Here is a 23,438-nt window from a genome sequence, read left to right as displayed (position 1 = left end):
GAACGCGTTCAACTCACGGTCGTGACCATACGAGGTTCCTTGAACATGTTCAAGACGCGGCCCCGGTTCCATTCCGGCGCTCCGGTTGCGGCCCTCCCGCGGATGCGGCAGACAGGAGGGAGCAACCGGGGCGAAAAGGGAGAATCAACGTGCACGTACGGACACCCCGTCAGACGCCGCGTCGTCATACACCGGCCCGCGCAGCCCTCTTCACACTCCTCGGTCTGCTCGCCGCAGCCTGCGGCAGCTCCGAGGAGCCCAAGAGCGCGCCCGGACCCGAGAGTCACGAGGTCCTGCTCCAGCCCGTGGCCACGGCCGGGCCCGACCCCTTCACCACCTCCTCCGCCACCCGCGAGTCCGCCCCCGCGCAGCCCCCGCTGCCCAACCCGACCGGCCAGGGCATCCGGACCGTCAATGCGGCCACCCCCGGCCTGTACGGCGGCACCCAGCGGCTGGGCAGCTGCGACGTGGAACAGCAGCTGCGCACCCTCACCGAGGACGACGCCAAGGCCAAGGCCTTCGCCCAGGCCGCCGCCATCGAAACCGCGAAGATCCCCGAGTTCCTGCGCGGCCTCACCCCGGTCGTGCTCCGCGCCGACACCCGGGTCACGAACCACGCCTTCCGCGACGGCCGCGCCGCCGGCTTCCAGTCCGTCCTGCAGGCCGGCACCGCCGTCCTCGTCGACGACCACGGCATGCCGCGCGTCCGGTGCGGCTGCGGAAATCCGCTGCTCGCGCCGCGCGCCTCCAAGGGCTCCCCGGAGCTCAAGGGGGACCGGTGGAACGGCTACCAGCCCCAGCAGGTCATCGTCATCGAACCGACCCCGAACGCGATCAAGAGCCTGGTCATCGCCAACATTGCCGACAACACCTGGCTCGAGCGCACGACCGGCGACGACGGCGCCCAGGACCGCACCCCGCAGGTGGTACCCGCGTACGACCCGGCGAACGGCATCCCCGTAGGCCCTGTGACCGGGCCCGGGGTCGCGTCGGCCGAGCCGTGCGCCCCGCCCGAGACGGACAACGATGCGAACGCGGGTACGAACAACCCGGCCCGGACCGCGCCGCCCGCGCCGCCCGCCCCGCCGAAGCCGCCGGGCGGTTCCACCGGGGTCCCCGCCCCCCAGGCCACGGACTGCGTGCCGCAGGGCGAGCAGGCCAGGCCGGACCGGCCGGAGGCGGGCACGCAACCGGCCCCGCAGCGGCAGCAGCCTGCGCAGCCGCCGGCGCGTCCGCGCTCCGATGCGCCCGGGAACCAGCCGGGCGACGTCCCCCCGGACGCCCTCTCGGACGTCCCCTCCGGCCTGAGCCCGCAGGTACCGGCCGACCCGGGGATCCCGCCGGAGTCCGACGGCCCGATGCAGCCGCCGAACGCCCCGTACGACGCCGACGACCCGTTCGCCCCGCGCGACCCCTTCGGCGCCCCGGATCTGCGGCAGCCGCACGCGGATGCCGCCCGCTCGTTGGGGAGCGCCTGACCGGCCCGTGTGTCATGGTGGATCGGTGCCGACCACCGTATCGCTGCCGGACGACTGGCCCGCACACCCGGACCGGTCGCTCAAGCTGAACCGCATGGGCAGTTTCGACTGGGACCTGGACACCGGTCTGCTGCACATGGACGCAGCGGCCCTCGACGTCTACGACATGACGCCCGAGGAGTACGACGGACGGCCCGAATCCCTCGCCCCGCGCGTCCCGCCCACCGAGGCGGTCCGGCTCGACGCCCTCGTCTCCAGCGCCCTCAAGAGCGCCGAGGACAACTACGGCGCCTACTTCCGGATCCGCTGCCAGGACGGCCGGCTGCGCTGGACGCACACCCAGGGCCGCGTCATGCGCGGCCCCGACGGCCGCCCGTTCCGGATCATCGGCATCGTCCGCGACGCCACCGACGAGCTCAGCCACTCGGCGGAACGCCTCGGCCTCGACGAGGCGCGGCGCCGGCAGACCTCCGTGGTCGAGAGCACCACCGCCGCGCTCGCCCACGCCCGGACCGTGCAGGACGTCATCGACGTCATCGGCGACGCCCACGGCCTGGAGCGGCTCGGCTCCATGGGCATGGTGATGGGCCTGGTCGAGGCCGGGCGCATCCACCTCGTGGCCGAGGGGCCCGCCGACAGTTTCGTACCCGGCACCCGGTACACCCGGATCGACGAGCAGTACCCGATGAGCGAGGTCGTCCGCTCGCTGCAACCGCGCTTCCTCGACTCCGCGGAGGAGTTCGCCGAGGGCTATCCCGATCTCTGGTCGAGGATCTCCACCATGGAGATCTCGGCGGCCGCCTACCTGCCGCTGATCGCCCAGGCCCGCCCCATCGGCGCGATCGGACTGCTCTACCAGGACAAGGACGGCTTCACCCAGGACGAGCGGAATCTGCTGGTCGCACTGGGCAGCAGCATCGCGCAGAGCCTCCAGCGGGCGATGCTGCTGGAGCAGGAGCACGACCTGGCGGAAGGCCTCCAGCAGGCGATGCTCCCGCGCCGGATCCCCTCGGTGCCGGGTGCGGAGATCGCCGTACGGTACCGCTCCGCCCGGATGGGCCAGGACATCGGCGGCGACTGGTACGACGTGATCCCGCTGCCGGGAGGACGGGTCGGGGCGGTCATCGGCGATGTCCAGGGCCACGACACGCACGCCGCGGCGGTCATGGGCCAACTGCGGATCGTGCTGCGCGCGTACGCCGCCGAAGGCCACTCGCCGGGCACCGTCGTGGCGCGGGCCTCGGTGTTCCTGCACGAACTCGACACCGACCGCTTCGCGACCTGCACGTACGTGGAGGCCGACCTCACCACGGGCGTGCTGCAGCTGGTCCGGGCCGGGCACATCGACCCGTTGCTGCGCACCCGGGACGGCGACTGCCGGCGGCTGCCGGTGGAGGGCGGGATGCCGCTGGGCCTGTCGGCGGAGTTCGGCCGCCTGGAGTACCCGGTGACCACCGTGGAACTGGACCCGGGGGAAACCATCCTGCTCTGCACGGACGGCCTCGTGGAGCATCCCGGCGCCGACCTGGACGACGGGATCCAGCTGCTCACCGCGCTGGTCCGGAGCGGACCGGCGGACCTGCCACGGCTGGCGGACCGGCTGTGCGGGGTGATCGACGAGCGGGGCGGCGACGATGACATGGCGCTGCTCCTGCTGCGCCGCCAGGTGGAGGAGGCCCCGCAGGGCGGCGGCCGCCTCCAGCAGCACGTGGCCCCGGGAGACCCGGAAGCGCTGGTCGCAGCCCGCCACATGATCGGCGCGGCGGTCCGGTCGTGGGGCGCACGGGAACGGTCCGACGAGATCGAACTCGTCGCGGACGAGCTCATCGTGAACGCCCTGATGCACACGGACGGCCCGGCGATCGTGACCCTCCGGGTCCTGCCGGGGACGCAGCGCAGACTCCGCGTCGAAGTCGAGGACCGCTCCAGCGCGCTCCCGCGCCGCCGCGAGGCGGGCGAATCGGGCGTCTCGGGCCGTGGCCTGATGCTGGTGGACCGCCTCGCGGACGTCTGGGGCGTGGAGTCCCGGGGCAGCGGCAAATGCGTCTGGTGCGAGTTCACGATGTCCTGACCTCCACCACTGCCCGGGCCCCGGCGGCACAGGCCCGGTGCGCACCTCCCGGTTCGGGTCGCCGGGACGGGGCTCGCGCGGCAGGCTGGGTGCATGCCCGAGCTGCCCGAGGTCGAGGCCCTGAGGGAGTTCCTCGACGAGCACCTCGCCGGGCGGGTGGTGGAGCGCGTCCTCCCGCTCGCCGTCAGCGTGCTCAAGACGTACGATCCGCCGCTCACCGCCCTCGAAGGGCAGCCGGCCGGGTCCACCACCCGGCACGGCAAGTTCCTCGCGATCCGGATCGGCGAACTCCACCTCGTCACCCACCTGGCCCGGGCCGGCTGGCTCCGCTGGCAGGACACGCTGCCCGAGCGGCCGCCGCGCCCCGGCAAGGGGCCGCTCGCGCTGCGCGTCGTCCTCGAGGGCGGCGGCGGCTTCGACCTCACCGAGGCGGGCACCCAGAAGCGCCTCGCGGTGTACGTCGTCCGCGACACCCAGGAGGTGCCCGGCATCGCCCGGCTCGGCCCCGATCCGCTCGCCGAGGGCTTCGACCGGGACGCGTTCGCCGCGCTGCTCGCCGGGGAACGGCGGCAGATCAAGGGCGTGCTGCGCGATCAGGGCGTCATCGCGGGGATCGGGAACGCCTACAGTGACGAGATCCTGCACGCGGCGAAGGTCTCACCCTTCAAACTGGCCGCCTCCTTCGACGAGGAGCAGGTCACCCACCTGTACGAGGCCGTCCGGCGGACCTTGGCCGAGGCCGTCGAGCGCGCGCACGGTGTGGCCGCCGGGAGTCTCAAGGCCGAGAAGAAGAGCGGGCTGCGGGTGCACGGCCGGGACGGGGAGCCGTGCCCGGTGTGCGGGGACACCGTCCGCTCGGTGTCGTTCGCCGACTCCTCGCTCCAGTACTGCCCCACCTGCCAGACCGGCGGCAAGCCGCTCGCCGACCGGAGGCTGTCCCGTCTCCTCAAATGACCTCCCCCTGCGTAGACTCCGGCCCCATGGCCGAGCAGCAGCACCAGCAGCCGCCGTCGCCGCCCCGGCGGGAGATCGTCACGGGCGTGCCCCGGGGCGCCCGCTGCCGCCCGCCCGCGCACACCCCGGCCCGTTCGGAGATCTCCGAGCAGACCACCCTGGGCGCCACCTACGTACGGGCCCTGATGCGCAGCCAGCTCCGGGCCGGGCTCGGCGCGCTGGGCGCCCTCGCGCTGCTCGTCGGGACGCTGCCGGTGCTGTTCGCGCTGCCGCGCTCCGCGTCGGGGCCGCTGGTCTGGGTGGCGCTCGGCCTGGTGGTGTACCCGGTGATGTGGCTGATCGCCCGGTGGTACGTCACCCGGTCCGAGCGCAACGAGGCCGATTTCACCGGCCTGGTGATGGATCCCGCCGAGGCGCCGGGCCCGCACCGGCCCGTCTGAGCCGGGAGGTTCCCGCTTCGGAGCAGGTGCCCCGCGTTGTATCGGCTGCCCCGCGTCAGAACAGGTGCATCGCCAAGTGGCCCAGCGGCAGCCCGAGTTGCCAGGCCGGGGTCCACACCCGCGCGTTCTCGTCCAGGCCCAGCGGGGTGTCGGCGTGGCCGTGCCGGCCCGGGTCGAGGTTGGTGGCGAACAGTTCGGTGCGGTCCAGCCAGCGCCAGGCCGCCCGCGCCAGTTCGAGGTCCGGGTCCTCACCGGTGCCGCGTTCCCTCGCCTCCTCGCCCAGCGCGAGGAACCGGGTGTGTACCCAGTCCCGCCAGGGGTGCCCGTACGCCGTCAGCGACAGCCATTCGTCGAGCTGCGAGACCACCCGGATCCCGGAGAGCTCGCCGGCCGCGTCGGAGAGGTAGATCGTCAGCGCGAGCGTGTCCCGCCCGGCGCGGAACTCCAGGGTACTGACCGGGATCAGCCGGCCCGTGCGCAGCAGTTCGTCGGCGATGTACTCCGCATAGAGCCATGCCATGGGCACCGCGAGCCCGCCGTCACTGGTGCCGTTCGTACCCTCGGGCTGCACCGTTCCACCTTCTCCCGCGCGTCGAGCTTCCCGTCGTCAGTCATGAGCCTTCACCGAGCGGCGCGCGGAACGGGGGATGTTTACCCAACTTGAACGCTCTGAGGCCGATTTCGATGTGCTTTGTGTCCGATCCGCGTGCATTCGGTTCGTTCGCTGCGTGGTTCCCCCCGGTGCTCAGGCGCCGAGGTCGTACCCGTACCCCTGGAGGCCCTTCTTCAGGGCGCGCAGTGCGTAGTACGTACGGGATTTGACCGTTCCTGCCGGAATCCCGAGTTCCGCGGCCGCCTCGGCCACCGAGCGGTCCTGGAAGTAGACCTGCATCAGCACCTCGCGGTGCTCCGGCCCGAGCGAGCCCACGGCCCGCCGGACATCGATCGCCGTGACCGAGCCGGCCACCGCGTCCTCGGGCGCGGGTGCCTGCTCCAGCCCCTCCGGGTCCACCTCCTGCGGCCGTGAGAGCCGCGCCCGCCGCGCGTCGATCGCCAGGCGCCGCGCCACGGTGAACAGCCAGGGCCGCATGGACTCGTGGTCGCTCTCCAGCACCTCCGGGTGCTGCCAGGCCCGGACCAGGGTCTCCTGCACGAGGTCCTCGGCGCGCTGGGAGTCGCCGGCCGTGAGGCCGAGCAGGAAACCGAACAGGGCCCGCCCGTGGTCGCGCTGGAGTTCGGCCAGCGCCTCGGGATCCGTGCGCAGCAGGGTGGGGGAGAGGGGCACGAGTGGCTCCTTCCTGGGTCCGTTCGGGTCCGACGGACTCACCCTCACCTGCACGGAGCGCCCCGGGAACCGTCCGGTCCCGGCGTTGCGCCCAAGCACCCCGGTCATCCGGTGGGCGGCCGCGCCCGGCGGTGAACGGTCGAACGGCGCGGTGAACGGCCGCCCGGGTGAGGCCGGGCGCCCCTGGAGCCGTTGCCCGACTGGTGACGTCCACCTCCATGGATTAGAGATGGTCAGATAGTCCTACTAATGAGAGCTGGCCCAGATGACCAAGCACACCCGGCAGGCCCTCGCGCTCCTGTCGGCTGTCCTCATGGCGGCCGCCGGCGCAGGCTGTTCCGCCGGGAAGGAGCCCGCGCCGGCCCGCCTCGGCAACTCCCGCGCCCCGGCGCCGTCCAGCGGCTCCGGGTCCAACACGGCCCAGGACGGCGCCGCGAAGGGCTTCACCCTGGTCGCGACCGGCGACGTGCTGCCGCACGACTCCGTCATCAAGCGGGCGGCGGCCGACGCGGACGGCGACGGCCACGACTTCAGGCCGATGTTCTCGCTGGTCAAGCCGGTGGTCTCGGCCGCCGACCTGGCCATCTGCCATATGGAGACCGTGTACGGGGAGGACGGCGGGCCGTTCACCGGCTACCCGGCCTTCCAGTCCCCGCCCGAGGTGGCCGACGGACTCAAGGACGCCGGGTACGACGGCTGTTCCACCGCCTCGAACCACACGCTGGACGCCGGGGCCGAAGGCCTGAAGCGCACCCTAGACAGGTTCGACAAGGCCGGTCTGAAGCACGCCGGTTCGGCCCGTACGGCGGCCGAGGCGGCCACGCCCACCATGTACACGGCGGGTTCCGCGAAGGTCGCGCACCTGGCGTACACGTACGACACGAACGGCTACCCGCTGCCGGAGGGCCAGCCGTGGGCCGTCAACCTGATGGAGAAGGACAAGATCATCGCGGATGCGCGGGCCGCCCGGAAGGCGGGCGCGGACGTGGTCCTGGTCAGCGTGCACTGGGGCACGGAGTGGCAGACCGAGCCGGACGAGAAGCAGCTCGCGCTCGGCAAGGCGCTGACGGCCTCGCAGACCGGCGGGCGCCCCGACATCGACATGATCCTGGGCACGCACGCGCACATCCCGCAGGCCTACGAGAAGGTCAACGGGACGTGGATCATCTACGGCATGGGCGACCAGGTGGCCGGCGAGATGTTCAACTACTCGGGCGCGCGGGACATGCGCGGCAACTACGGCTCGATCGGCCGCTTCACCTTCGCCCCGCCGGCCGCCGCGGGCCGGCGCTGGCAGGTCACCAAGGCCGAGTTCGTCCCGCAGATGATGGACCTGTCCGCCGGCAAGGTCGTCAACCTGCCCGCCGCCCTGGCGCGGTCCTCGGACGGGAAGTACGAGGAGGCGCAGGACGCCATCAGCGAGGCCGTCCTCAGCCGCGGCGCGGCCAAGGACGGCCTGGCTATGGCCCAATAGCGGCCGCCCCTGGCCGCTCCCGCAACCGCCGGCCCGTCACGGAACCACCGTGACGGGCCGGCGGTCCGCCTTGACCAGGCGGACCGCCCCCGAGCCGACGATGCGGTGCCCGGCCTGCTCGGAGGCGCCGACCACCACCGCGTCCGCCGTCAGCTCCTCCGCCGCGCTCACCAGGCCCGCTCGCCGCGCGGAGCGGCGTCGGCCTCCCTACAGTGCGAACCATGAGTGCCACCGTGGAGGAGACCCGGGGCACCCGGAACCGCTTCCTGAACCGGGTGCCCGACGCATTCGCCGCGTTCTTCGGAGCGCTCGGACTGCTGTGCGCCGTACTGGCGCTCTCCCCGACGCTGCGGCACCTCCTGCGGCACATCGTGCGGTTCCTCGACGAGATCGTGGTGCCCGTCAGCGCCAACCTGGCCTACGCCGTCTTCCTCTTCCTGCTCGCCGCCGCCCTCGGCACCCGCAAGAAGGTCGCCTGGTGGATCGTCGTCACCTATCTGGCCCTGCTCGTCCTGGTCGACCTCCTGATCATCGCCGACGACTACTACTGGATCGGCGGCCCCTCGATGGCCATCGCCGTCGCCGCCCTCGGGGTCCTGGTCGCCGCCCGCAAGGAGTTCTACGCCGCCTCCCGGCCCGGCGCCTTCTGGCGGGCCCTGCTCGTCCTGGGCCTCGGCCTGCTCGTCGCGGTGCTCGTCGGCTGGGGCCTGGTCGCCCTGTTCCCCGGCACCCTGCCCAAGGGGCAGTGGCTGGACTGGGCCGCCCGGCAGGTCTTCGGCGGCCTCGTCTCGCCCCGCCAGTTCGACGGCCACCCGCCCCGCCCGCTGTACTTCTTCCTCGGCCTGTTCGGCGCCCTCGCCCTGCTGAACGCCGCCACGACCCTCTTCCGCTCCCAGCGGCTGACCGCCGCCCTGCACGGGGACGAGGAGCCCCGCATCCGGGCCCTGCTCGGCGCCTACGGCCGCGGCGACTCCCTCGGCTACTTCGCCACCCGCCGCGACAAGGCCGTCGTGTTCGCCCCCAACGGCCGGGCCGGCGTCACCTACCGCGTCGAGGCCGGCGTCTGCCTCGCCAGCGGCGACCCGGTCGGCGACCCCGCCGCCTGGACCCCCGCCGTTGACGCCTGGCTCACCGTCGCCCGCCGGCACGGCTGGCAGCCCGCCGTCATGGGCGCCTCCGAGGAGGGCGCAACCGCGTACGCCCGCTCCGGGCTCAGCGCCCTCCAGCTCGGCGACGAAGCGATCCTGCACGTCGCCCACTTCGACCTCGACGGCCGCGACATGCGCGTCACCCGCCAGGCCGTCAACCGCGTCAAGCGCACCGGGGCCACCACCGTCATCCGCCGCCACTCCGCCCTCAGCGACGAGGAGATGCAGCGGATCATCGAACGCGCCGACACCTGGCGCGACACCGAGACCGAGCGCGGGTTCTCCATGGCCCTGGACCGGCTCGGCGACCCCGCCGACGGGGACTGCCTGCTCGTCGAGGCCTTCGACGCCCAGGGCGAGCTGATCGCCCTGCTGTCCTTCGTCCCCTGGGGCAAGGACGGCATCTCCCTCGACCTGATGCGCCGCGACCGCACTGCCCCCAACGGCGTCATGGAGTTCATGGTCGCCGAGCTGTGCGCTGCCGCGCCCGGCCTCGGCGTGCGCCGGATCTCCCTCAACTTCGCCGTCTTCCGCTCCGCCTTCGAGGAGGGCGGCCGGATCGGCGCGGGCCCCGTCCTCAAGCTGTGGCGCAAACTGCTGCTGTTCTTCTCCCGCTGGTGGCAGCTGGAGGCCCTGTACCGCTCCAACGTCAAGTACGGGCCCGAGTGGTACCCGCGGTTCCTCTGCTACCAGGACGCCGGCTCGCTCGCCCGGGTCAGCCTCGCCTCCGGCATCGCCGAGGGCTTCGTCTCCGTACCCAGCCTGCGCAAACTGTGGGGCAACGCGCACGCCAGGGGGCTCACCGCGCCCGCCTCCACCGAGGGGCTGCCCCCGCTCGATTCCCTCGGCCTGGACCTGCTGGGGCAGGAGGCCGCAGGCGCGGCGCGCGCCGAGCGGCTGCCCGAACAGGTCCGGGTCCGTCACGACAAGATGGAGCGGATCCGGGCGGCCGGCACCGACCCGTACCCCGTCGGCATCCGGCAGCGCACCCACACCGTGGCCGAGCTGAGGGCCGCCCACCCCGCCCGCCCGCCCGGCAACCGGTCCGGGGAGCAGGCCACGCTCGCCGGCCGCGTGATGCTCGTACGCGACCTCGGCGGCGTGGTCTTCGCCGTCCTGCGCGACTGGTCCGGGGACGTACAGCTGATGTTCACCCGCGACGAGAGCGGCGCCGGCGTACTGGACTCCTTCACCTCCCAGGTCGACTTCGGAGACCACGTGGTGGCGAGCGGCGAGATCGGCGCCAGCCGCAGTGGCGAGCCGTCCCTCGTGGTCACCTCCTGGCAGCTCACCGGGAAGTGTCTGCGCCCGCTCCCGGACAAGCGCAAGGGTCTCGCCGACCCCGAGGCCCGAGTCCGGCGCCGCTACCTCGACCTGGTCGCGAGCCCCGAGGCGCGGGACGTCGTACGGGCCCGCTCCGCGGCCGTCCAGGCACTGCGCCAGGGGCTGCTGGACCGCGGCTACCTCGAGGTCGAGACCCCGATGCTCCAGCAGATCCACGGCGGGGCCAACGCCCGGCCCTTCCGGACCCACATCAACGCCTACGACCTCGACCTGTACCTGCGCATCGCACCCGAGCTGTACCTGAAGCGGCTGTGCGTCGGCGGCCTGGAGAAGGTCTTCGAGATGGGCCGCACCTTCCGCAACGAGGGCGTCTCCTACAAGCACAACCCCGAGTTCACCATGCTGGAGGCCTACCAGGCCTTCGCCGACTACGACGTGATGCTCGACCTCACGCGCGAGCTGATCCAGGGCGCCGCGACCGCCGCCTTCGGCTCGCCGATCGCCCACAAGGCCGGCCCGGACGGACAGCTCGTCGTCCACGACATCTCCGGGATCTGGCCGGTCAAGACGATGTACGGGGCCATCGGCGAGGCCCTCGGCGAGGAGGTCGACGCCGACACCGCGGAACCCGTGCTGCGCCGGCTCTGCGACCGCGCCGGCGTACCGCACACGCCCGAGGACACCCGCGGCGACGTGGTGCTGGAGATGTACGAGCGGCTGGTGGAGGAGAAGACGAAGCTGCCGACCTTCTACAAGGACTTCCCCACCGACGTCTCCCCGCTGACCCGGCAGCACCGCAAGGACCCGCGCCTCGCCGAGCGCTGGGACCTGGTGGCGTTCGGGACCGAACTGGGCACTGCGTACTCGGAACTGACCGACCCGGTGGAGCAGCGGCGCCGGCTCACCGCCCAGTCGCTGCTCGCGGCGGGCGGCGACCCGGAGGCGATGGAACTCGACAACGACTTCCTGGACGCCCTGGAGTACGCCATGCCGCCGACCGGCGGGCTGGGCATCGGCGTCGACCGGCTGGTCATGTTCCTCACGGGCCTGACGATCCGCGAGACGCTGCCGTTCCCCCTGGTGCGGCGCGGCTGATCGGGTGAGGGGAAGCCTGCGCGTTCGCGCCTCTCGACATCTGCGGGGATGTCGTTGATACGTAGTAATAATGAAAAACGACGAGCCGACAGTAGGGCGACGCATGCTCCTGCGTACCGCCGTCTTCCTCGGAGTCGCCGCCGCCTCCGGACTCCTCACCGGCGGTGAGACCGGAGCACCCGGACAGAACACGGCGGGCGGCGCACCCGGCGCGGGCCTCGGCGCCGGCCCCGCCGGCGGCCCGGCGGTCGGACAGCCGGGACCCGGCGGAGCCGCCGGACCGGGCGGAGTCCGCGCCCTGCGGCCCCAGGCGCCCGGGCAGGCCGCGTACCGGCTGAGCCCCATGACCTCCGAGACCCCGCTGCGCCCGCCCGCCGCGAAGCCCGCCGTACGGACCCGGCCCATCCTGGAGCTGCCCCCCGACGCGAGCACGGCGAGCGCCATGGTGCTCACCTTCGACGACGGGCCCGACCCCCGCTACACGCCCGCCATCCTGGACACCCTCGCCCGGTACGGCGTCCGCGCCATGTTCTTCGTCTGCGGAGAGATGGCCACCGACAACCGGGACCTGCTGCGCCGGATGGCCGCCGAGGGCCACCTCATCGGCAACCACACCTGGACCCATCCGCTCATCCCCACGCTCAGCCGGCCCGACCTCGCCTCCGAGATCGCCCGCACGAGCGAGGTCGTACAACAGGCGGTGGGGGAGGCGCCGCTGTGGTTCCGGGCACCCTACGGGGCGTGGAACCGGGCCGCGTTCGAGATCGGGGCCGAGCTGGGCATGGAACCGCTCGCCTGGACCGTGGACACCCTGGACTGGAAGGAGCCGGGCACCACCACGATCGTCTCGCGCGTCCTCAAGGGCGCGGCGCCCGGCGTGATCGTGCTGAACCACGACGCGGGCGGCGACCGCTCGCAGAGCGTCTCGGCGGTGAGCACCTACCTGCCCCAACTCCTCGCCCGGGGCTACCGGATGACGCTGCCCGCGCTCCCGCCCCGCTGAGGAGTACTCTCCCTCGGCGGGGCGGGCGGTGCCCCGGGCCGTCCGGCGGGGCGGTAAGCCGATCGTTCAGCGCGTCTCCACCATCCGGGCGAAGACGACCACGTTGCCGTCGTAGCCCCGGGCCTTGGAGTAGCCGCCGCCGCAGGTGATCACCCGGAGCTCCGCGTGCCCGGTGTCCCCGTACACCCGGGCTCCGGGGAAGGTTTCCTTCGAGAACACCTCCACCCCGTACACCTCGAACACCGCCGTGCGTCCGTCGTACCGCTCCACCTCGATGTGGTTGCCCTTGCGCAGCGAACCCAGGCCGTAGAAGACCGCCGGGCCGTGTGCGTTGTCGACGTGGCCCACGATCACCGCCGAGCCGCGCTGCCCCGGCGAGATGCCGTTGAGGTACCAGCCGGCCAGATTCGGGTCCTGTGGCGGCGGGGCTTCGATCCAGCCCTGCGGGTCCAGCCCCACCGTCATCACCGGCGCGTCCACCCTGATGGTGGGGATCTTGATGCGCTGGACCGACGAGTGCTCCAGCGGCGCCACCTCCACCGGTGGCGCGGGCTGGTGCTGCATGGGCAGTTCGCCCTGCCCCGGCGGATTCGCCGGGAGCTGCTCGGCAGGCACCCCGACCGCTGCGGCGGCGGTCGGCTGCGGAGGCCCGTCGGCGACCTCCGCCCCGTTGCGCATCATGGCGAGGCCGCTGAGCATGACCAGTGCGAGCACGCCCCAGGGGGATCGTCTTCTCGGTGGCTGCTCGCTCTCGTCCTCGGTCATGGCTCTCCCTTCCCGACGCGGGGGTCCCGACCCGCGTTCTTGTCCCACCCCTGTACGCCCTTCTCCACGCACGCTAAGGCTGCGTACGCAAGACGGCGATCGGTGAAGGGCGAACGGGTGGCGGGGCCGGAAGGGGTGCGCCCATCCAGGTATTCGTCACATAAATGCCTGACGGGTCGTGACCTGCGGATCCGTCAGCCGGGCTGCGCGAGTCTCGGCGTGTCGCTCAACCTTGCGGCCCAAAGGCGGAAATGCGCTGGTTGCGAGCCGCCCGGAGGGTTCGTCGTGGGAGGCGTTCTCGTCGATCTTCCCGGGCGACCGCTCCGGGGCGCTTCCCGCTGGAGGTTCCACCATGCGTGTTCTCCGCGCCTTCACCGTGGCCGCGGCGGCCTTCGTCGCCGTCGGGCTCAGTACCCCGTTCGCCGCCGCGAACCCGTCGGACCCGCTGGGCGGATCTCCGTCGGGTCAGGGCGGCAACGGGGGCAACAGCGGCAACGGGCCGAGCAACGTCACCGTCAACCCGTACTCCGTGCACCAGGGCTCGACCATGCAGGTCAGCGCGGCCGGCTGCCGCCACGGCGGCACCGTCTGGTCGGCCGGCAACTTTCCCCAGACGAACCTCTCGGCCGGCTCCATCGGGTTCGCCACCGTCCGGATCTTCAACCACGCCACGCCCGGCAACCACACGCTGTCGGTCAAGTGCCACGACAACAGCCTGGTCGCCACGCACCGGTTCACGATCCTCCGCGGCAATGGCGCACAGGGCGGTATCGGCGGCTCGTTCGGCCCGTCCACCGCCGAGACCGCCATCGGGGCGAGCCTCGTCGGCGCTTCGGCGCTCGGCGCGGGCGTCCACGTGATGCGCCGGCGCCGTCCCGTCCGCGGGCGGGCCTGACGGCGCCGCCTCCCCGGTCGCAGCCCGGGAACCGCCGGTCGCCCCGAATCCTCGGCCAGGACTCGGGGCGACCGGCGGTCGCGAGTCCGCCGGGGATGCTCAGTGGCCGCGTGCGGAACGGCGGCGGCGGAGCACGTACGCCGTACCGCCGGCGGCCGCGAGGAAGAGCCCGGCGCCCGCGCCGAGCTCCCGGGGATCCATCCCGGCCACACTGCCGCCCAGGCCGCCGCGGACACCGAGGGAGGCGCCGCCGGTGGCGGTGGAGGTGACGGTCGTGTTGGCCCTCGCGGTGGCCGTCGACGTGGAACTGGTGGTGGGACGGGTGGTGCCACCGGTGATGGTGAGGTCGGCCGAACCGGTCTCCCCATTGCAGGTGAAGGAGACGGAGTACACGGCTCCGCGCCGGGCGTCGCGGTCGACGGTCACCCGCGCGGTCTGGCCGCGCGCGATGCTCACGGTGTCGAAGACCCCGGAAGAGGCGGTGGAGTAGGCGGCGTTGCAGCCGGTGACGGAGAGCACCGTCTTGCCGCCGGGGGCAACCGTCGACGGGGTGATGGCGAAGCCGAACGAGGTGATGGGCTGGGCCTCGGCCGCGGTCGCGGAGGGCGCGCCGAGGACGCCGAGCGCGAGTACGGCGCCCGTGGCGCCGGCGCTCAGCAGGGCTGTGGCGTTGGTACGTATCGCACCCATGGTTGTTCTCCGGATCCCCGAGGAGCAGCCGCGGAACGGTTTCCGCACGTGGGGGGTCGTGCGCCTCGATGCCCGCCACGCTAGGCGCGGCCACGGTGACCCGCGATCAGGAACGGGCGAATGGGGCATGGGCCTGGGCCGAACCGGGGACGGGAGGCCCGTCCCCGGTTTGCGGGGCGGCTGCAGGGGCACGGTGGGGCCCCGCAGCCGCCGGCAACCCTGGCACCGCCGGCGTCCCCGGTACCGCCGGCACCCCGGGCACCCTCGGCGCCTCAGTCGCCCAGCCCCAGATGCGGGAACTGTGCGAGGAACGGCTCGGCGGTCGCCGCGATGCCCCGCCCGAACGGTGCGTCGAAGTCCCAGATCAGGAACAGCAGGAAGGCGATCAGCGCGCTGAACAGGCCCGCCAGCAGCAGCTCCCGGAACGAGCGGCGGATCTGCAGGGTGAAGACCAGGCCCACCGTCACCAGCGCGCCGGCGATCAGCCCGAACCACACCACCCCCGGCATCGTCGCCCCCGCGCTCTGCCCGCGGGCGCTGCGCGCGTCGTCCACCAGCGCGACCTGGTCCACGAGCGGCTGGTACGCCTGCCCCTCGTGGTCGGTCTGCGGTTCGTAGTCCGTGACGTCCCGGCGGATGCGGTCCAGCAGCTCCCCGCTGCGGTCGGTGAGATTGCCGCTGTCGGCCATCTCCTTCCACTCCGTGTCCACCACGTACGTCACGTACGCGTCGACGTCGGACCTGATCTTCTTCCGCACCTCGGCCGGGTAGACCTCGGAGCGGACGCTGATCTCGTGCAGGGCCTGGGCCTCCTGGCGAACGTACTCCTGGGCGGCCCCGCGGCCCTCCCAGACGCCGGCGATCGCCAGGCCCAGCACGATCGCGTAGATCACCCCGATCATCATCGTCATGTACTCGATGACGTCCGGTGTTTCGTCGGGATCGTCGTCGTCGCCGATCCGCCGTTGGTTGAAGAAGACGATGGACAGCACCACGGCGCAGGCCGCGGCCATCGCGAGGGACAGGACGAGCCATTCCGACAAGATGACTCCCAAATCGGTCACGAGCGGGTGTGCGGGGTGTGCGGGGTGTGCGGGCCGGCTCTAGCGCGGGCGCAGTGCGACGATCGCGAGCACCGCGGGAGCCGCGGTCATCAAGGTGAAGGTCACCGGTGAGATGTGGTGCTCGGGCCGTTTGGCGGCCGCCGTGTGGTAGGCGGGCCTGGCCACGGGCTTCTTCGGGGGCGGGGCCGGGGGCGTCACCGCGGGGGCCGGCGCCTTCACCTCGAGCGGCGGCGGTACCGGCTTCGGCGGGGCCGGCGCGGGCGGCTTCGGCTTCGGCTTCGCCTGCGGAGCGGGCGGGGGCGGCGGAGTGGGCTTCGGGACAGGTGGGGGCGGCGGCGCGGGCGGCGGAGTCGGCTTCGGGGGCGGCTTCGGCGCCGGGGTCGGCGTCGGGGTCGGCGTCGGGGTGGGATTCGGCTTCGGCGGGCAGGGCGGGGGCGGCGGTGGGGGGCAGTGGTGTCCCGGGTGTCCCCCGTGGCTGCCGGGTCCGTGGTGGCCTCCGTGGCCGTTGCCGTGTCCGCTTCCGTGGCCGCCGCCCTGCCCGCCGGGAGGCCCGTCGCCGTGATGTCCGCCACCCCGGCCGCTCGCGGCCGCACCGCTTCCGGCGGCCGCGACCAGCCGGACGGCGGCCGCGCCGTCCCCGGCGTCGATCGTCGCGTAGGCGCAGCTATCAGCCACGGCCGGCGTGGCGGACAACGCCGCCCACAGCAGGACCGGGACCGCCAGCAGGCGTCTGGTACAGGCTCTGTTCACCCGGGGAGCATGGGCTCACGTGCGCTCGCGCACGCGGGGCTCGGCCGTGGTTCGCCTGAACGGGTGGAGCGAAGACCGTAGAGGTTTGAGCCACGGAACGAAGTAGTCCGGTCATGCACCTGCGCATTCCCATAAGCGACTTGTCGGTTTCGGTCATTCGCTGCGGGAGGGGCCTTGGAGGCCTTTGGTGTGTGATGAAGAACGGATCACCAATTTCCGCTTTTGCTCGCTCCGTTGGGCAATGATCAGTACATTCGGCTCGGACAGGCGTCCGATCCCGGACGATCGCGCAGGACTACGGCTTGGAGACCCCGATGGAGCGCCCCGCCTGGGCCCCGCCAGGTATCGACATATCGGTGCCGAGCGTGTCCCGCATCTACGACTACTACCTGGGCGGCTCCCACAACTTCGAGGTCGACCGCCAGGCCGCCCGCCGCGCCATGGAGTTCCTGCCGGGCCTGCCCAAGATCATGCAGGCCAACCGCGCCTTCATGCGCCGCGCCGTCCGCTACGCCGTGGCCCAGGGCGTCACCCAGTTCCTCGACATAGGCTCCGGCATCCCGACGTTCGGCAACGTCCACGAGATCGCCCAGGCCGCCAGCCCCGAGGCCCGCGTGGTCTACGTGGACCACGACCCGGTGGCCGTCGCACACAGCCGCGCCGTCCTGGCCGGCGACGACCGCACCGGCATCGTCGCCGCCGACCTGCGCAAGCCGCGGGACGTCCTCGCCGCCCCCGAGGTCTCCCAGCTGCTGGACCTCGACCGCCCGGTCGCCCTGCTGCTCGTCGCCGTCCTGCACTTCCTGGAGGACGCGGACGACCCGTACGCCGCCGTCGCCGAACTGCGCGAGGCGCTGGCCCCCGGCAGCCTCCTGGTGCTCACGCACGCCTCCTACGAGGGCATCCCGATCTCCCAGGAGGTCGCGGGCGGGATGGTCGGCGTCTACCGGGACATCCGCAACCCGCTCGTGATGCGCAGCGGCGAGCAGATCACCCGCTTCTTCGACGGGTTCGAGCTGGTCGATCCCGGTGTCGTGTCGATGCCACTGTGGCAGCCCGAGGGCACCGAGGACCCGGAGGACAACGAGGCGCCCGAGGACCCGTACGCGTTCTCGGGCTTCGGCGGAGTGGGACGCAAGGCGTGAGATCCCCGGCCGCGGTGCCTTCCGGCACACCGACCCCGAAGAACGCAGAACCCGCGCAGGCAGCAGAACCCGCGCAGGCAGCAGAGCCCGCGCAGGGAGCAGAGCCTCCGTCCGCACGCACAGGCCCGCCGGCTCCGGCGGGCCTGTCGGCGGGTCCCGCCGCGCTGCGGAGCGGGCTCGAGGACCGGATCGGGCGTTTCGCGACCATCTGGGGACGGGCGATCTTCCCCGTCACCGCGACCTCGCTGACCCGCGTCGAGTTCGAACAGCACCTCATTCCGCTCGCCCGGACCCTCGCCGAGGCCCTGCACGCCCGGCCCTTCGACGCGGGCGTCGCCCAGCGGGTCGGGGCCGAACTCGTCGCCGTGCACTGCACCGACCCGGAGGCGCTGGCCGGCACGCTCGGCGTGGTCGAGTCGTACCTCGTGCTCTACTGCGGACCCGACGGCGTGGGCGTGGAGGGCACCGAGGAGTACCGGTCGCGCTGCGCCCGGCTCCAGCACGGGATCGCGGCGGGATTCGCCCGCGCCCTGCGCGAGCGGACCCTCAAGGAGCAGGAAGCCATCGCCCGCTCCGCGCTGACCGCCCGCATCGACGCCCAGCAGGCCCTGCACGCGAGCGAGGAGCGCTTCAAGGCGGTCTTCGAGGGCGCGGCCATCGGCATCGGCATCGCCGACCTCCAGGGCAACGTCCTCGAGGTCAACGACGCGCTGCTGCAGATGTTCGGCGGGATGGGCGGGCACGTCCGGGGCCGCAACGTCAGTGAGTGGGGCCACCCCGACGACGCCCCGCACGTCTGGCGGATGTACGGGGAACTCGTGCGCGGTGAGCGCGAGAGCTACCGCGTCGAGAAGCCGTACTACCGCCACGACGGGACGGTGCTGTGGACCAACCTGACGGTGTCGCTGCTGCGCGACGCCGAGGGGGTGCCGCAGTACCAGCTGGCGCTGATGGAGGACACCACCGAGCGCCGGCTGCTGAACCTGCGGCTCCGCTACGAGGCCACGCATGACGCCCTGACAGGGCTGCCGAACCGGACGCTGTTCTTCGAACGCCTGGAGAAGGCCCTGAGCGGGGCCGGCGGCAGCCGCTTCGGCCTGTGCTACCTGGACCTCGACGGGTTCAAGGCGGTCAACGACAGCCTCGGGCACTCGGCGGGCGACCGGCTCCTGGTGGAGGTCGCCGACCGGCTGCAGAGCTGCGCGACGGGCCCCGGCGAGGTCGTCGCGCGACTCGGCGGCGACGAGTTCGTGGCGCTGACCACCGGCTCGGACACCGAGGAGAAGGTGACCGAACTCGCCGTCCGGATCCTGTCCGCCCTGTCCGTGCCCATCCGGATCGAGGGCCGCGAGCTGTCGGTCCGCGGCAGCATCGGCATCGTGGAGGGCCTGGCCCGGGAGCGCACCGCGGCGGAGGTGCTGCGCAGCGCCGACATCACCATGTACCGGGCCAAGGCGGCCGGCGGCAACCGCTTCGAGTTCGCCGACGCCGAGGCCGACGCCCGTGCCATCACCCGGCACGGCCTGACCAACGCCCTCCCGGCGGCGCTGGAACGCGGCGAGTTCTTCATCGAGTACCAGCCGCTGGTCCACATGCACGACGGCAGCGTCCACGGCGCCGAGGCGCTGGTGCGCTGGTCGCACCCGCAGTACGGGGTGCTCGGGCCGGACCGCTTCATCCCGCTCGCCGAACGGACCGGGCTGATCGTGCCGCTCGGCCGCTGGGTCCTGGAGGAGGCCGTCCGCCAGGCCCGCAACTGGCAGCGCCAGCACGGCGGCTCCGCCCTGCGGATCAACGTCAACCTCTCGCCGACCCAGCTGCACCACCCCGGCCTGGTCGCCGACACCGTCGCGGTGCTGGAGAACTCGGGCCTCGCCCCGGGCGCCCTGTGCCTGGAGGTCACCGAATCGGCCCTGATCGGCGCCGACGACGAACTCCTCGAACCCCTGCGCCGGCTCGCCGCCCTCGGCGTGGACATCGCGCTCGACGACTTCGGCACGGGCTACTCGAACCTGGCGAACCTGCGCCGCCTCCCGGTCAGCGTCCTGAAGCTGGACCGCTCCTTCACCAAGGGGATGCAGCAGCAGCCCGCCAACCCGGTCGACGTCAAGATCGTGGAAGGCATCGTCGCGCTGGCCCACAGCCTCGAACTCGCCGTCACGGTCGAGGGCGTGGAGACCGGCGCCCAGGCCGCCCAGCTGCGCGACCTCGGCTGCGACACCGCCCAGGGCTGGTACTACGCCCGCCCCGGCTCCCCGGACCGCATCCACACCCTCTCGCTGTCGGACGCCGTGCCCACGCCTTCCTGAAGCCCGCCCGACATCGGCCCGGAGGTCCGGTCAGTCCAGGCCGGCCTCCGTCCCCACGCCGGGGGTCCGGACGGCAGCCATGACCCGCTCGTACCGCCGTGCCGTGTCGGCGAGGACCTCGGCGGCCACCGGCAGCCGCTCCGCCTCGTACGCATCGAGCACCTCCCCGCCGGCCTGCCCGGCCAGGGCTGCGGTCAGCGTCCGGCCGAGGGCGGCCGCGTCCTGGATGCCGGTGTTCATGCCCAGCCCGCCGGCTATGGGGTGGACGTGCGCGGCGTCCCCGGCGAGGAACACCCGGCCCTCCCGTATCCGGGTGGCCATGCGGACGTTGACCCGCCAGGCGGAGAGCCAGGTGGCATCCGCGAGCCGGATCCCCGGCATCCGGGCATGCCGGTCGAAGAGCCGCTGGAAACTCTCCAGCGAGGGCGGCAGCAGTCCGCCGTGCTCGTCCTGCTCGGGCGAGGCCTGCAGCTGGAAGGTGTCCGTCCCCGGCATCGGGCAGAGCAGCATCCCGCCGCCTTCCGAGGTGAACCACTGGTGCCAGAACTCCCGGCTGAGCCCGGGGGCCCGGACGTCCCCGGTGACCATCGCCGGCTCCTCCTCGCCACTGCCCTCGAAGGGAATGCCGAGGACCTTGCGGGTGGTGCTGTGCCCGCCGTCGCATCCGGCGAGGTAGCGGGCCCCGATCACGGTGCCGTCCGCCAGCTCCGCGCGGACCCCGGCCGCATCCTGCGTGATCCCGGCGAGCCGGGACCCGTACTCGACCTGCACGCCCAGGCCGGCGAGCCGGTCGCGCAGCGCCTCCTCGATCTGCCACTGCCCTATCAGCAGGCCGCTGCCGGGCATGGGGGTGTCGTTGACGTGCGCTCCGTCGAAGTACTTGCGCAGGACCACCTCACCGCTGCCGATGGCCGTCAGGGGCTCGGCCACGCCCAACCCTTCGAGAACCTCGAGGCTGCTCGGCCAGAGCCCCTTGCCGCGGGACTCGCGGTGCGGTGCGGTGCGTCCCTCCACGACGCGGACGGCGGCTCCGCTCAGGGCGAGCTCGCACGCCAGGGTCAGTCCCGTGGGGCCGGAGCCCACGATCAGTACGTCGGTCATCGGATGTCCTCTCCTCGTCGATGCGCTCGTCGATGTCTCAAGGGAAGCGGCTTCCGACGGAAAATGCAACCCGGTTAAGAAAATTACCCGGTCACGAATTTGTGCTACGCTGTGCGCATGGAGAACACGACGGGTCTGCGCGAGAACAAGAAGCTCCGTACGCGTCGCCAGCTGGCGGCCACGGCGCTGGAACTCTTCCTGGAGCGGGGCTTCGACGCCGTGTCGGTGGCGGATGTCGCCGCCGCGGCCGAGGTCTCCAAGCCCACCCTCTTCCGGTACTTCCCGAGCAAGGAGGACCTGGTGCTCGACCGGTTCGCCGACCATCAGGACGAGGCGGCCCGCATCGTGCGCGACCGCCCTGCCGGCCAGACGCCGGTGGGTGCGGTGCGTGCGCACTTCCTCGCCGCCCTCGCCGAACGGGACCCGATCACCGGGCTGTGCGACCACCCCGGGGTGCTCGCCTTCCAGCGGCTGCTCTACTCCACCGCCGGCCTGGAGAGCCGGATGGCCCACTACACCGACCGTGAGGTGGAGCTGCTCGCCGCCGTGCTCGAGGCGGAGTCGGCCCCGCCGCTCACCGCCCGGCTGGCGGCGATACACCTGGTGGCGGTCCGCCACGAGCTGGGCCGGGAGAACTATCGCCGCATGGATGCCGGTCAGAGCGCCGACGAGGCGCACCCGGCCGCCGTGGCCGACGCGGACCGGGCCTTCGCGATGCTGGCCGAGGGGCTCGACAGGGCTCTCCCCATAGCCCCGGCGCAACCCTGACGCAAAGCCTGACGCGGCCCCCCGACGGGGCGCGGCGGACTCAGCCCAGCAGGATGCACTTCAGCTCGCGGGCCGCGCGTGGGGGAGCGACGTCCGTACGGTGGGCCAGGGCGATCGTGCGGCGCAGCGGGGAGCCCGCCAGAGGCGTGGCGCGCAGCCCCGGGCCGGCGTGGTCGACGACCATCGCCGGAACGACCGCGACGCCGAGCCCCGCGCGGACGAAGCCCAGGATCGCGTCCATCTCCCCGCCCTCCACCGTGAACGCCGGCTCGAAGCCCTCCGCCCGGCAGGCGGCCACCGTCAGGTCCCGCAGGTCGTAGCCGTGGCGGAACATCACCATCGGCTCGTCGCGCAGAGCGGACACCGTGAGCGGGCCGCCGCCCGCCGGAGGCGGCAGCTCCGCCGAGGAGACCACCACCAGGTCCTCCGTCAGCAGCTCCACTGTGGTCAGCGCCGGGGCAGAAGGCGGCAGCGGCAGCGCGATCAGCGCCAAGTCCAGGGCCCCGCGGGCAAGTTCCCGTACGAGGTCCAGCGAACCGCTCTCCTCGATCAGCAGCTCGATCCCCGGATGGGCGGTGTGGAAGGCCCGCAGCACATGCGGCAGAAGGCCTGTGCACACGCTCGGTGTGGCCCCCAGCCGGACCCGCCCGCGCCGCAGCTGCGCCAGTTCCTGCACCTCGAGCCGCGCGGTGTCCGCATCCGCCAGGATCCGCCGGGCCAGCGGCAGCAGCGTCTCGCCCGCGTCGGTGAGCGCGATGTTCCCCCGCGCCCGGCTGAACAGCTCCGCCCCCAGCTCCCGTTCGAGCGCCTTGATCTGCTGCGAGAGCGACGGCTGGGCGACATGCACCCGCTCCGCGGCCCGGGTGAAGTGCCGGGTCTCGGCGACGGCCACGAAGTACTGGAGCTGCTGGAACTGCATCGCCCCAGGATACGCCGTACATAGAGAGACCCTATCGAGATCAGCGTCATCATGTCTTGGACCGATCGGGACTTTGGTCCTTACCGTTTGTGACATGGCTCTGGCAACGCGGACGGGCCGACGACCGTCCACCACGCGAACGCTCTGGGACTCCACCGTCGGCAAGAAGTCCGTGATGGCGGTGTCCGGGCTGATCATGCTCGGGTATCTGGTCGTCCACATGATCGGCAACCTCAAGATCTTCTTCGGCCCGGGGGATTTCAACGGGTACGCGCACTGGCTCCGCCACATGGGCGAGCCCTTCCTGCACAGCCACTGGGGCCTGTGGGCCGCCCGCGTCGTCCTGCTCGCCGCCGTCGTCGCGCACGCCGTGTCCGCGTACCAGCTCAGCCGCCGGGACATCAAGGCCCGCCCGGTCAAGTACGCCCACAAGCGCCGCCGCGCGAGCTACGCCACCCGCACCATGCGCTGGGGCGGCGTCATCCTCGCCCTGTTCATCGTCTGGCACCTGCTCGACCTCACCACGCTCACCGTCAACGAGCGCGCATGGGCCGGCCACCCCTACGAGAACGTCCTCGCCACCTTCTCCACCTGGTACGGGAACACCATCTACATCGTGGCGATGGCCGCCCTCGCGGCGCACGTCCGGCACGGCTTCTGGAGCGCCGCCCAGACCCTCGGCGCGGGCAACGCCCGGCGCGACCGCGCCCTGAAGCTCCTCGCCAACGCCCTGGCCCTCGTCCTCTTCGCGGGCTTCGTCTCCGTCCCCGTCGCCGTCATGACCGGAGTGGTGAGCTGAC

General features: G+C 72.6%; 20 protein-coding genes and 1 pseudogene. 12 read left to right on the top strand and 9 right to left on the bottom strand.

All coding sequences use genetic code 11. From position 1 onward, the window contains the following. The first annotated feature begins 149 nt into the window (after positions 1-149). The 4 genes from OHT74_RS06525 (at position 150) to OHT74_RS06510 (ending at position 4,943) form a co-directional block, all read left to right on the top strand. Positions 150-1,478, top strand: coding sequence for a DUF6777 domain-containing protein (locus tag OHT74_RS06525; RefSeq protein WP_328619664.1), 1,329 nt, complete (start codon positions 150-152; stop codon positions 1,476-1,478). Further along, entirely contained in the window at positions 1,450-3,549 is a 2,100-nt protein-coding gene (locus OHT74_RS06520) for a SpoIIE family protein phosphatase (RefSeq protein ID WP_443047294.1), read from the top strand. Before OHT74_RS06525 ends, OHT74_RS06520 begins: the two co-directional genes overlap by 29 nt. 93 nt (positions 3,550-3,642) lie before the next feature. After that, positions 3,643-4,503: an Fpg/Nei family DNA glycosylase gene (locus tag OHT74_RS06515; protein ID WP_266661540.1), complete on the top strand. Its 861-nt coding sequence runs from the start codon at positions 3,643-3,645 to the stop codon at positions 4,501-4,503. A gap of 26 nt (positions 4,504-4,529) precedes the next feature. Further along, positions 4,530-4,943, top strand: a complete 414-nt coding sequence (locus tag OHT74_RS06510) for a hypothetical protein (RefSeq protein ID WP_328619663.1) — start codon at positions 4,530-4,532, stop codon at positions 4,941-4,943. Positions 4,944-4,998: 55 nt separating this feature from the next. Here the strand turns inward: OHT74_RS06510 and OHT74_RS06505 are convergent, their stop codons facing one another. Then, positions 4,999-5,463, bottom strand: a complete 465-nt coding sequence (locus tag OHT74_RS06505) for a hypothetical protein (protein ID WP_266672520.1) — start codon at positions 5,461-5,463, stop codon at positions 4,999-5,001. 225 nt (positions 5,464-5,688) lie between these two features. Then, positions 5,689-6,228: a sigma-70 family RNA polymerase sigma factor gene (locus OHT74_RS06500; protein WP_266661536.1), complete on the bottom strand. Its 540-nt coding sequence runs from the start codon at positions 6,226-6,228 to the stop codon at positions 5,689-5,691. Between the two features lie 265 nt (positions 6,229-6,493). Here OHT74_RS06500 and OHT74_RS06495 point away from each other — a divergent pair, with 265 nt between their 5' ends. After that, positions 6,494-7,702, top strand: coding sequence for a CapA family protein (locus tag OHT74_RS06495; RefSeq protein WP_328619662.1), 1,209 nt, complete (start codon positions 6,494-6,496; stop codon positions 7,700-7,702). A gap of 36 nt (positions 7,703-7,738) precedes the next feature. Here the strand turns inward: OHT74_RS06495 and OHT74_RS06490 are convergent. Then, positions 7,739-7,879, bottom strand: a pseudogene (locus OHT74_RS06490) (universal stress protein); the annotation flags it as partial. Between the two features lie 44 nt (positions 7,880-7,923). Here OHT74_RS06490 and lysX point away from each other — a divergent pair. Both lysX and OHT74_RS06480 read left to right on the top strand, forming a co-directional pair. Then, positions 7,924-11,229 carry a bifunctional lysylphosphatidylglycerol synthetase/lysine--tRNA ligase LysX gene (gene lysX / locus OHT74_RS06485; RefSeq protein WP_328619661.1) on the top strand — a complete coding sequence of 1,102 codons (3,306 nt, stop codon included), beginning with the start codon at positions 7,924-7,926 and terminating at the stop codon, positions 11,227-11,229. A gap of 103 nt (positions 11,230-11,332) precedes the next feature. Then, complete coding sequence (locus tag OHT74_RS06480; RefSeq protein WP_328619660.1) at positions 11,333-12,232, top strand: polysaccharide deacetylase family protein; 900 nt, start codon at positions 11,333-11,335, stop codon at positions 12,230-12,232. A gap of 66 nt (positions 12,233-12,298) precedes the next feature. Here OHT74_RS06480 and OHT74_RS06475 read toward each other — a convergent pair whose 3' ends face one another. After that, positions 12,299-12,997: a class F sortase gene (locus OHT74_RS06475; protein ID WP_328619659.1), complete on the bottom strand. Its 699-nt coding sequence runs from the start codon at positions 12,995-12,997 to the stop codon at positions 12,299-12,301. Positions 12,998-13,349: 352 nt separating this feature from the next. On the opposite strand from OHT74_RS06475, the gene OHT74_RS06470 reads away from it, so the two are divergent. Beyond that, positions 13,350-13,892, top strand: coding sequence for a hypothetical protein (locus tag OHT74_RS06470; protein ID WP_266661526.1), 543 nt, complete (start codon positions 13,350-13,352; stop codon positions 13,890-13,892). Positions 13,893-13,991: 99 nt separating this feature from the next. Here OHT74_RS06470 and OHT74_RS06465 read toward each other — a convergent pair whose 3' ends face one another. From OHT74_RS06465 to OHT74_RS06455, 3 genes are all read right to left on the bottom strand, one after another. Beyond that, positions 13,992-14,582: a hypothetical protein gene (locus OHT74_RS06465; protein ID WP_266661524.1), complete on the bottom strand. Its 591-nt coding sequence runs from the start codon at positions 14,580-14,582 to the stop codon at positions 13,992-13,994. Positions 14,583-14,854: 272 nt separating this feature from the next. Then, a complete protein-coding gene (locus OHT74_RS06460) occupies positions 14,855-15,625 on the bottom strand; it encodes a bestrophin-like domain (protein WP_266998482.1) in 771 nt (256 codons plus the stop codon). Between the two features lie 60 nt (positions 15,626-15,685). Beyond that, positions 15,686-16,396, bottom strand: a complete 711-nt coding sequence (locus tag OHT74_RS06455; RefSeq protein ID WP_328619658.1) for a hypothetical protein — start codon at positions 16,394-16,396, stop codon at positions 15,686-15,688. Positions 16,397-16,710: 314 nt separating this feature from the next. On the opposite strand from OHT74_RS06455, the gene OHT74_RS06450 reads away from it, so the two are divergent. Together OHT74_RS06450 and OHT74_RS06445 are read left to right on the top strand one after the other, a co-directional pair. After that, on the top strand, positions 16,711-17,541 hold the full coding sequence (locus tag OHT74_RS06450; protein WP_266661520.1) for an SAM-dependent methyltransferase: 831 nt from the start codon (positions 16,711-16,713) through the stop codon (positions 17,539-17,541). 143 nt (positions 17,542-17,684) lie between these two features. Further along, positions 17,685-19,850 carry a putative bifunctional diguanylate cyclase/phosphodiesterase gene (locus OHT74_RS06445; protein WP_323139657.1) on the top strand — a complete coding sequence of 722 codons (2,166 nt, stop codon included), beginning with the start codon at positions 17,685-17,687 and terminating at the stop codon, positions 19,848-19,850. Between the two features lie 30 nt (positions 19,851-19,880). On the opposite strand, the gene OHT74_RS06440 is transcribed toward OHT74_RS06445, so the two are convergent. Then, positions 19,881-20,951 (bottom strand): FAD-dependent monooxygenase, encoded by a 1,071-nt coding sequence (locus OHT74_RS06440; protein ID WP_328619657.1) that lies wholly within the window; start codon positions 20,949-20,951, stop codon positions 19,881-19,883. Positions 20,952-21,068: 117 nt separating this feature from the next. On the opposite strand from OHT74_RS06440, the gene OHT74_RS06435 reads away from it, so the two are divergent. Then, positions 21,069-21,719: a TetR/AcrR family transcriptional regulator gene (locus tag OHT74_RS06435; RefSeq protein WP_328619656.1), complete on the top strand. Its 651-nt coding sequence runs from the start codon at positions 21,069-21,071 to the stop codon at positions 21,717-21,719. 40 nt (positions 21,720-21,759) lie between these two features. On the opposite strand, the gene OHT74_RS06430 is transcribed toward OHT74_RS06435, so the two are convergent. Next, on the bottom strand, positions 21,760-22,638 hold the full coding sequence (locus OHT74_RS06430) for a LysR family transcriptional regulator (RefSeq protein ID WP_328619655.1): 879 nt from the start codon (positions 22,636-22,638) through the stop codon (positions 21,760-21,762). A 94-nt stretch (positions 22,639-22,732) separates the two neighbouring features. Between OHT74_RS06430 and OHT74_RS06425 the strand changes: the two genes are divergently transcribed. Then, positions 22,733-23,437 (top strand): succinate dehydrogenase, encoded by a 705-nt coding sequence (locus OHT74_RS06425; protein WP_266998486.1) that lies wholly within the window; start codon positions 22,733-22,735, stop codon positions 23,435-23,437. Position 23,438: the final 1 nt, after the last annotated feature.

Source organism: Streptomyces sp. NBC_00354 (assembly GCF_036106915.1).
In the GTDB taxonomy this organism is placed as follows: domain Bacteria; phylum Actinomycetota; class Actinomycetes; order Streptomycetales; family Streptomycetaceae; genus Streptomyces.
This window is presented reverse-complemented; position numbering and strand designations above follow the sequence as displayed.

What these genes read in the sequence shown, in the direction of transcription:
- OHT74_RS06475 (WP_328619659.1), bottom strand. Translation starts at nt 12,997, where the DNA reads ATGACCGAGGACGAGAGCGAGCAGCCACCGAGAAGACGATCCCCCTGG.
- lysX (WP_328619661.1), top strand. Translation starts at nt 7,924, where the DNA reads ATGAGTGCCACCGTGGAGGAGACCCGGGGCACCCGGAACCGCTTCCTG.
- OHT74_RS06470 (WP_266661526.1), top strand. Translation starts at nt 13,350, where the DNA reads ATGCGTGTTCTCCGCGCCTTCACCGTGGCCGCGGCGGCCTTCGTCGCC.
- OHT74_RS06425 (WP_266998486.1), top strand. Translation starts at nt 22,733, where the DNA reads ATGGCTCTGGCAACGCGGACGGGCCGACGACCGTCCACCACGCGAACG.
- OHT74_RS06495 (WP_328619662.1), top strand. Translation starts at nt 6,494, where the DNA reads ATGACCAAGCACACCCGGCAGGCCCTCGCGCTCCTGTCGGCTGTCCTC.
- OHT74_RS06515 (WP_266661540.1), top strand. Translation starts at nt 3,643, where the DNA reads ATGCCCGAGCTGCCCGAGGTCGAGGCCCTGAGGGAGTTCCTCGACGAG.
- OHT74_RS06430 (WP_328619655.1), bottom strand. Translation starts at nt 22,638, where the DNA reads ATGCAGTTCCAGCAGCTCCAGTACTTCGTGGCCGTCGCCGAGACCCGG.
- OHT74_RS06440 (WP_328619657.1), bottom strand. Translation starts at nt 20,951, where the DNA reads ATGACCGACGTACTGATCGTGGGCTCCGGCCCCACGGGACTGACCCTG.
- OHT74_RS06520 (WP_443047294.1), top strand. Translation starts at nt 1,450, where the DNA reads ATGCCGCCCGCTCGTTGGGGAGCGCCTGACCGGCCCGTGTGTCATGGT.
- OHT74_RS06465 (WP_266661524.1), bottom strand. Translation starts at nt 14,582, where the DNA reads ATGGGTGCGATACGTACCAACGCCACAGCCCTGCTGAGCGCCGGCGCC.
- OHT74_RS06480 (WP_328619660.1), top strand. Translation starts at nt 11,333, where the DNA reads ATGCTCCTGCGTACCGCCGTCTTCCTCGGAGTCGCCGCCGCCTCCGGA.
- OHT74_RS06505 (WP_266672520.1), bottom strand. Translation starts at nt 5,463, where the DNA reads ATGGCATGGCTCTATGCGGAGTACATCGCCGACGAACTGCTGCGCACG.
- OHT74_RS06435 (WP_328619656.1), top strand. Translation starts at nt 21,069, where the DNA reads ATGGAGAACACGACGGGTCTGCGCGAGAACAAGAAGCTCCGTACGCGT.
- OHT74_RS06510 (WP_328619663.1), top strand. Translation starts at nt 4,530, where the DNA reads ATGGCCGAGCAGCAGCACCAGCAGCCGCCGTCGCCGCCCCGGCGGGAG.
- OHT74_RS06450 (WP_266661520.1), top strand. Translation starts at nt 16,711, where the DNA reads ATGGAGCGCCCCGCCTGGGCCCCGCCAGGTATCGACATATCGGTGCCG.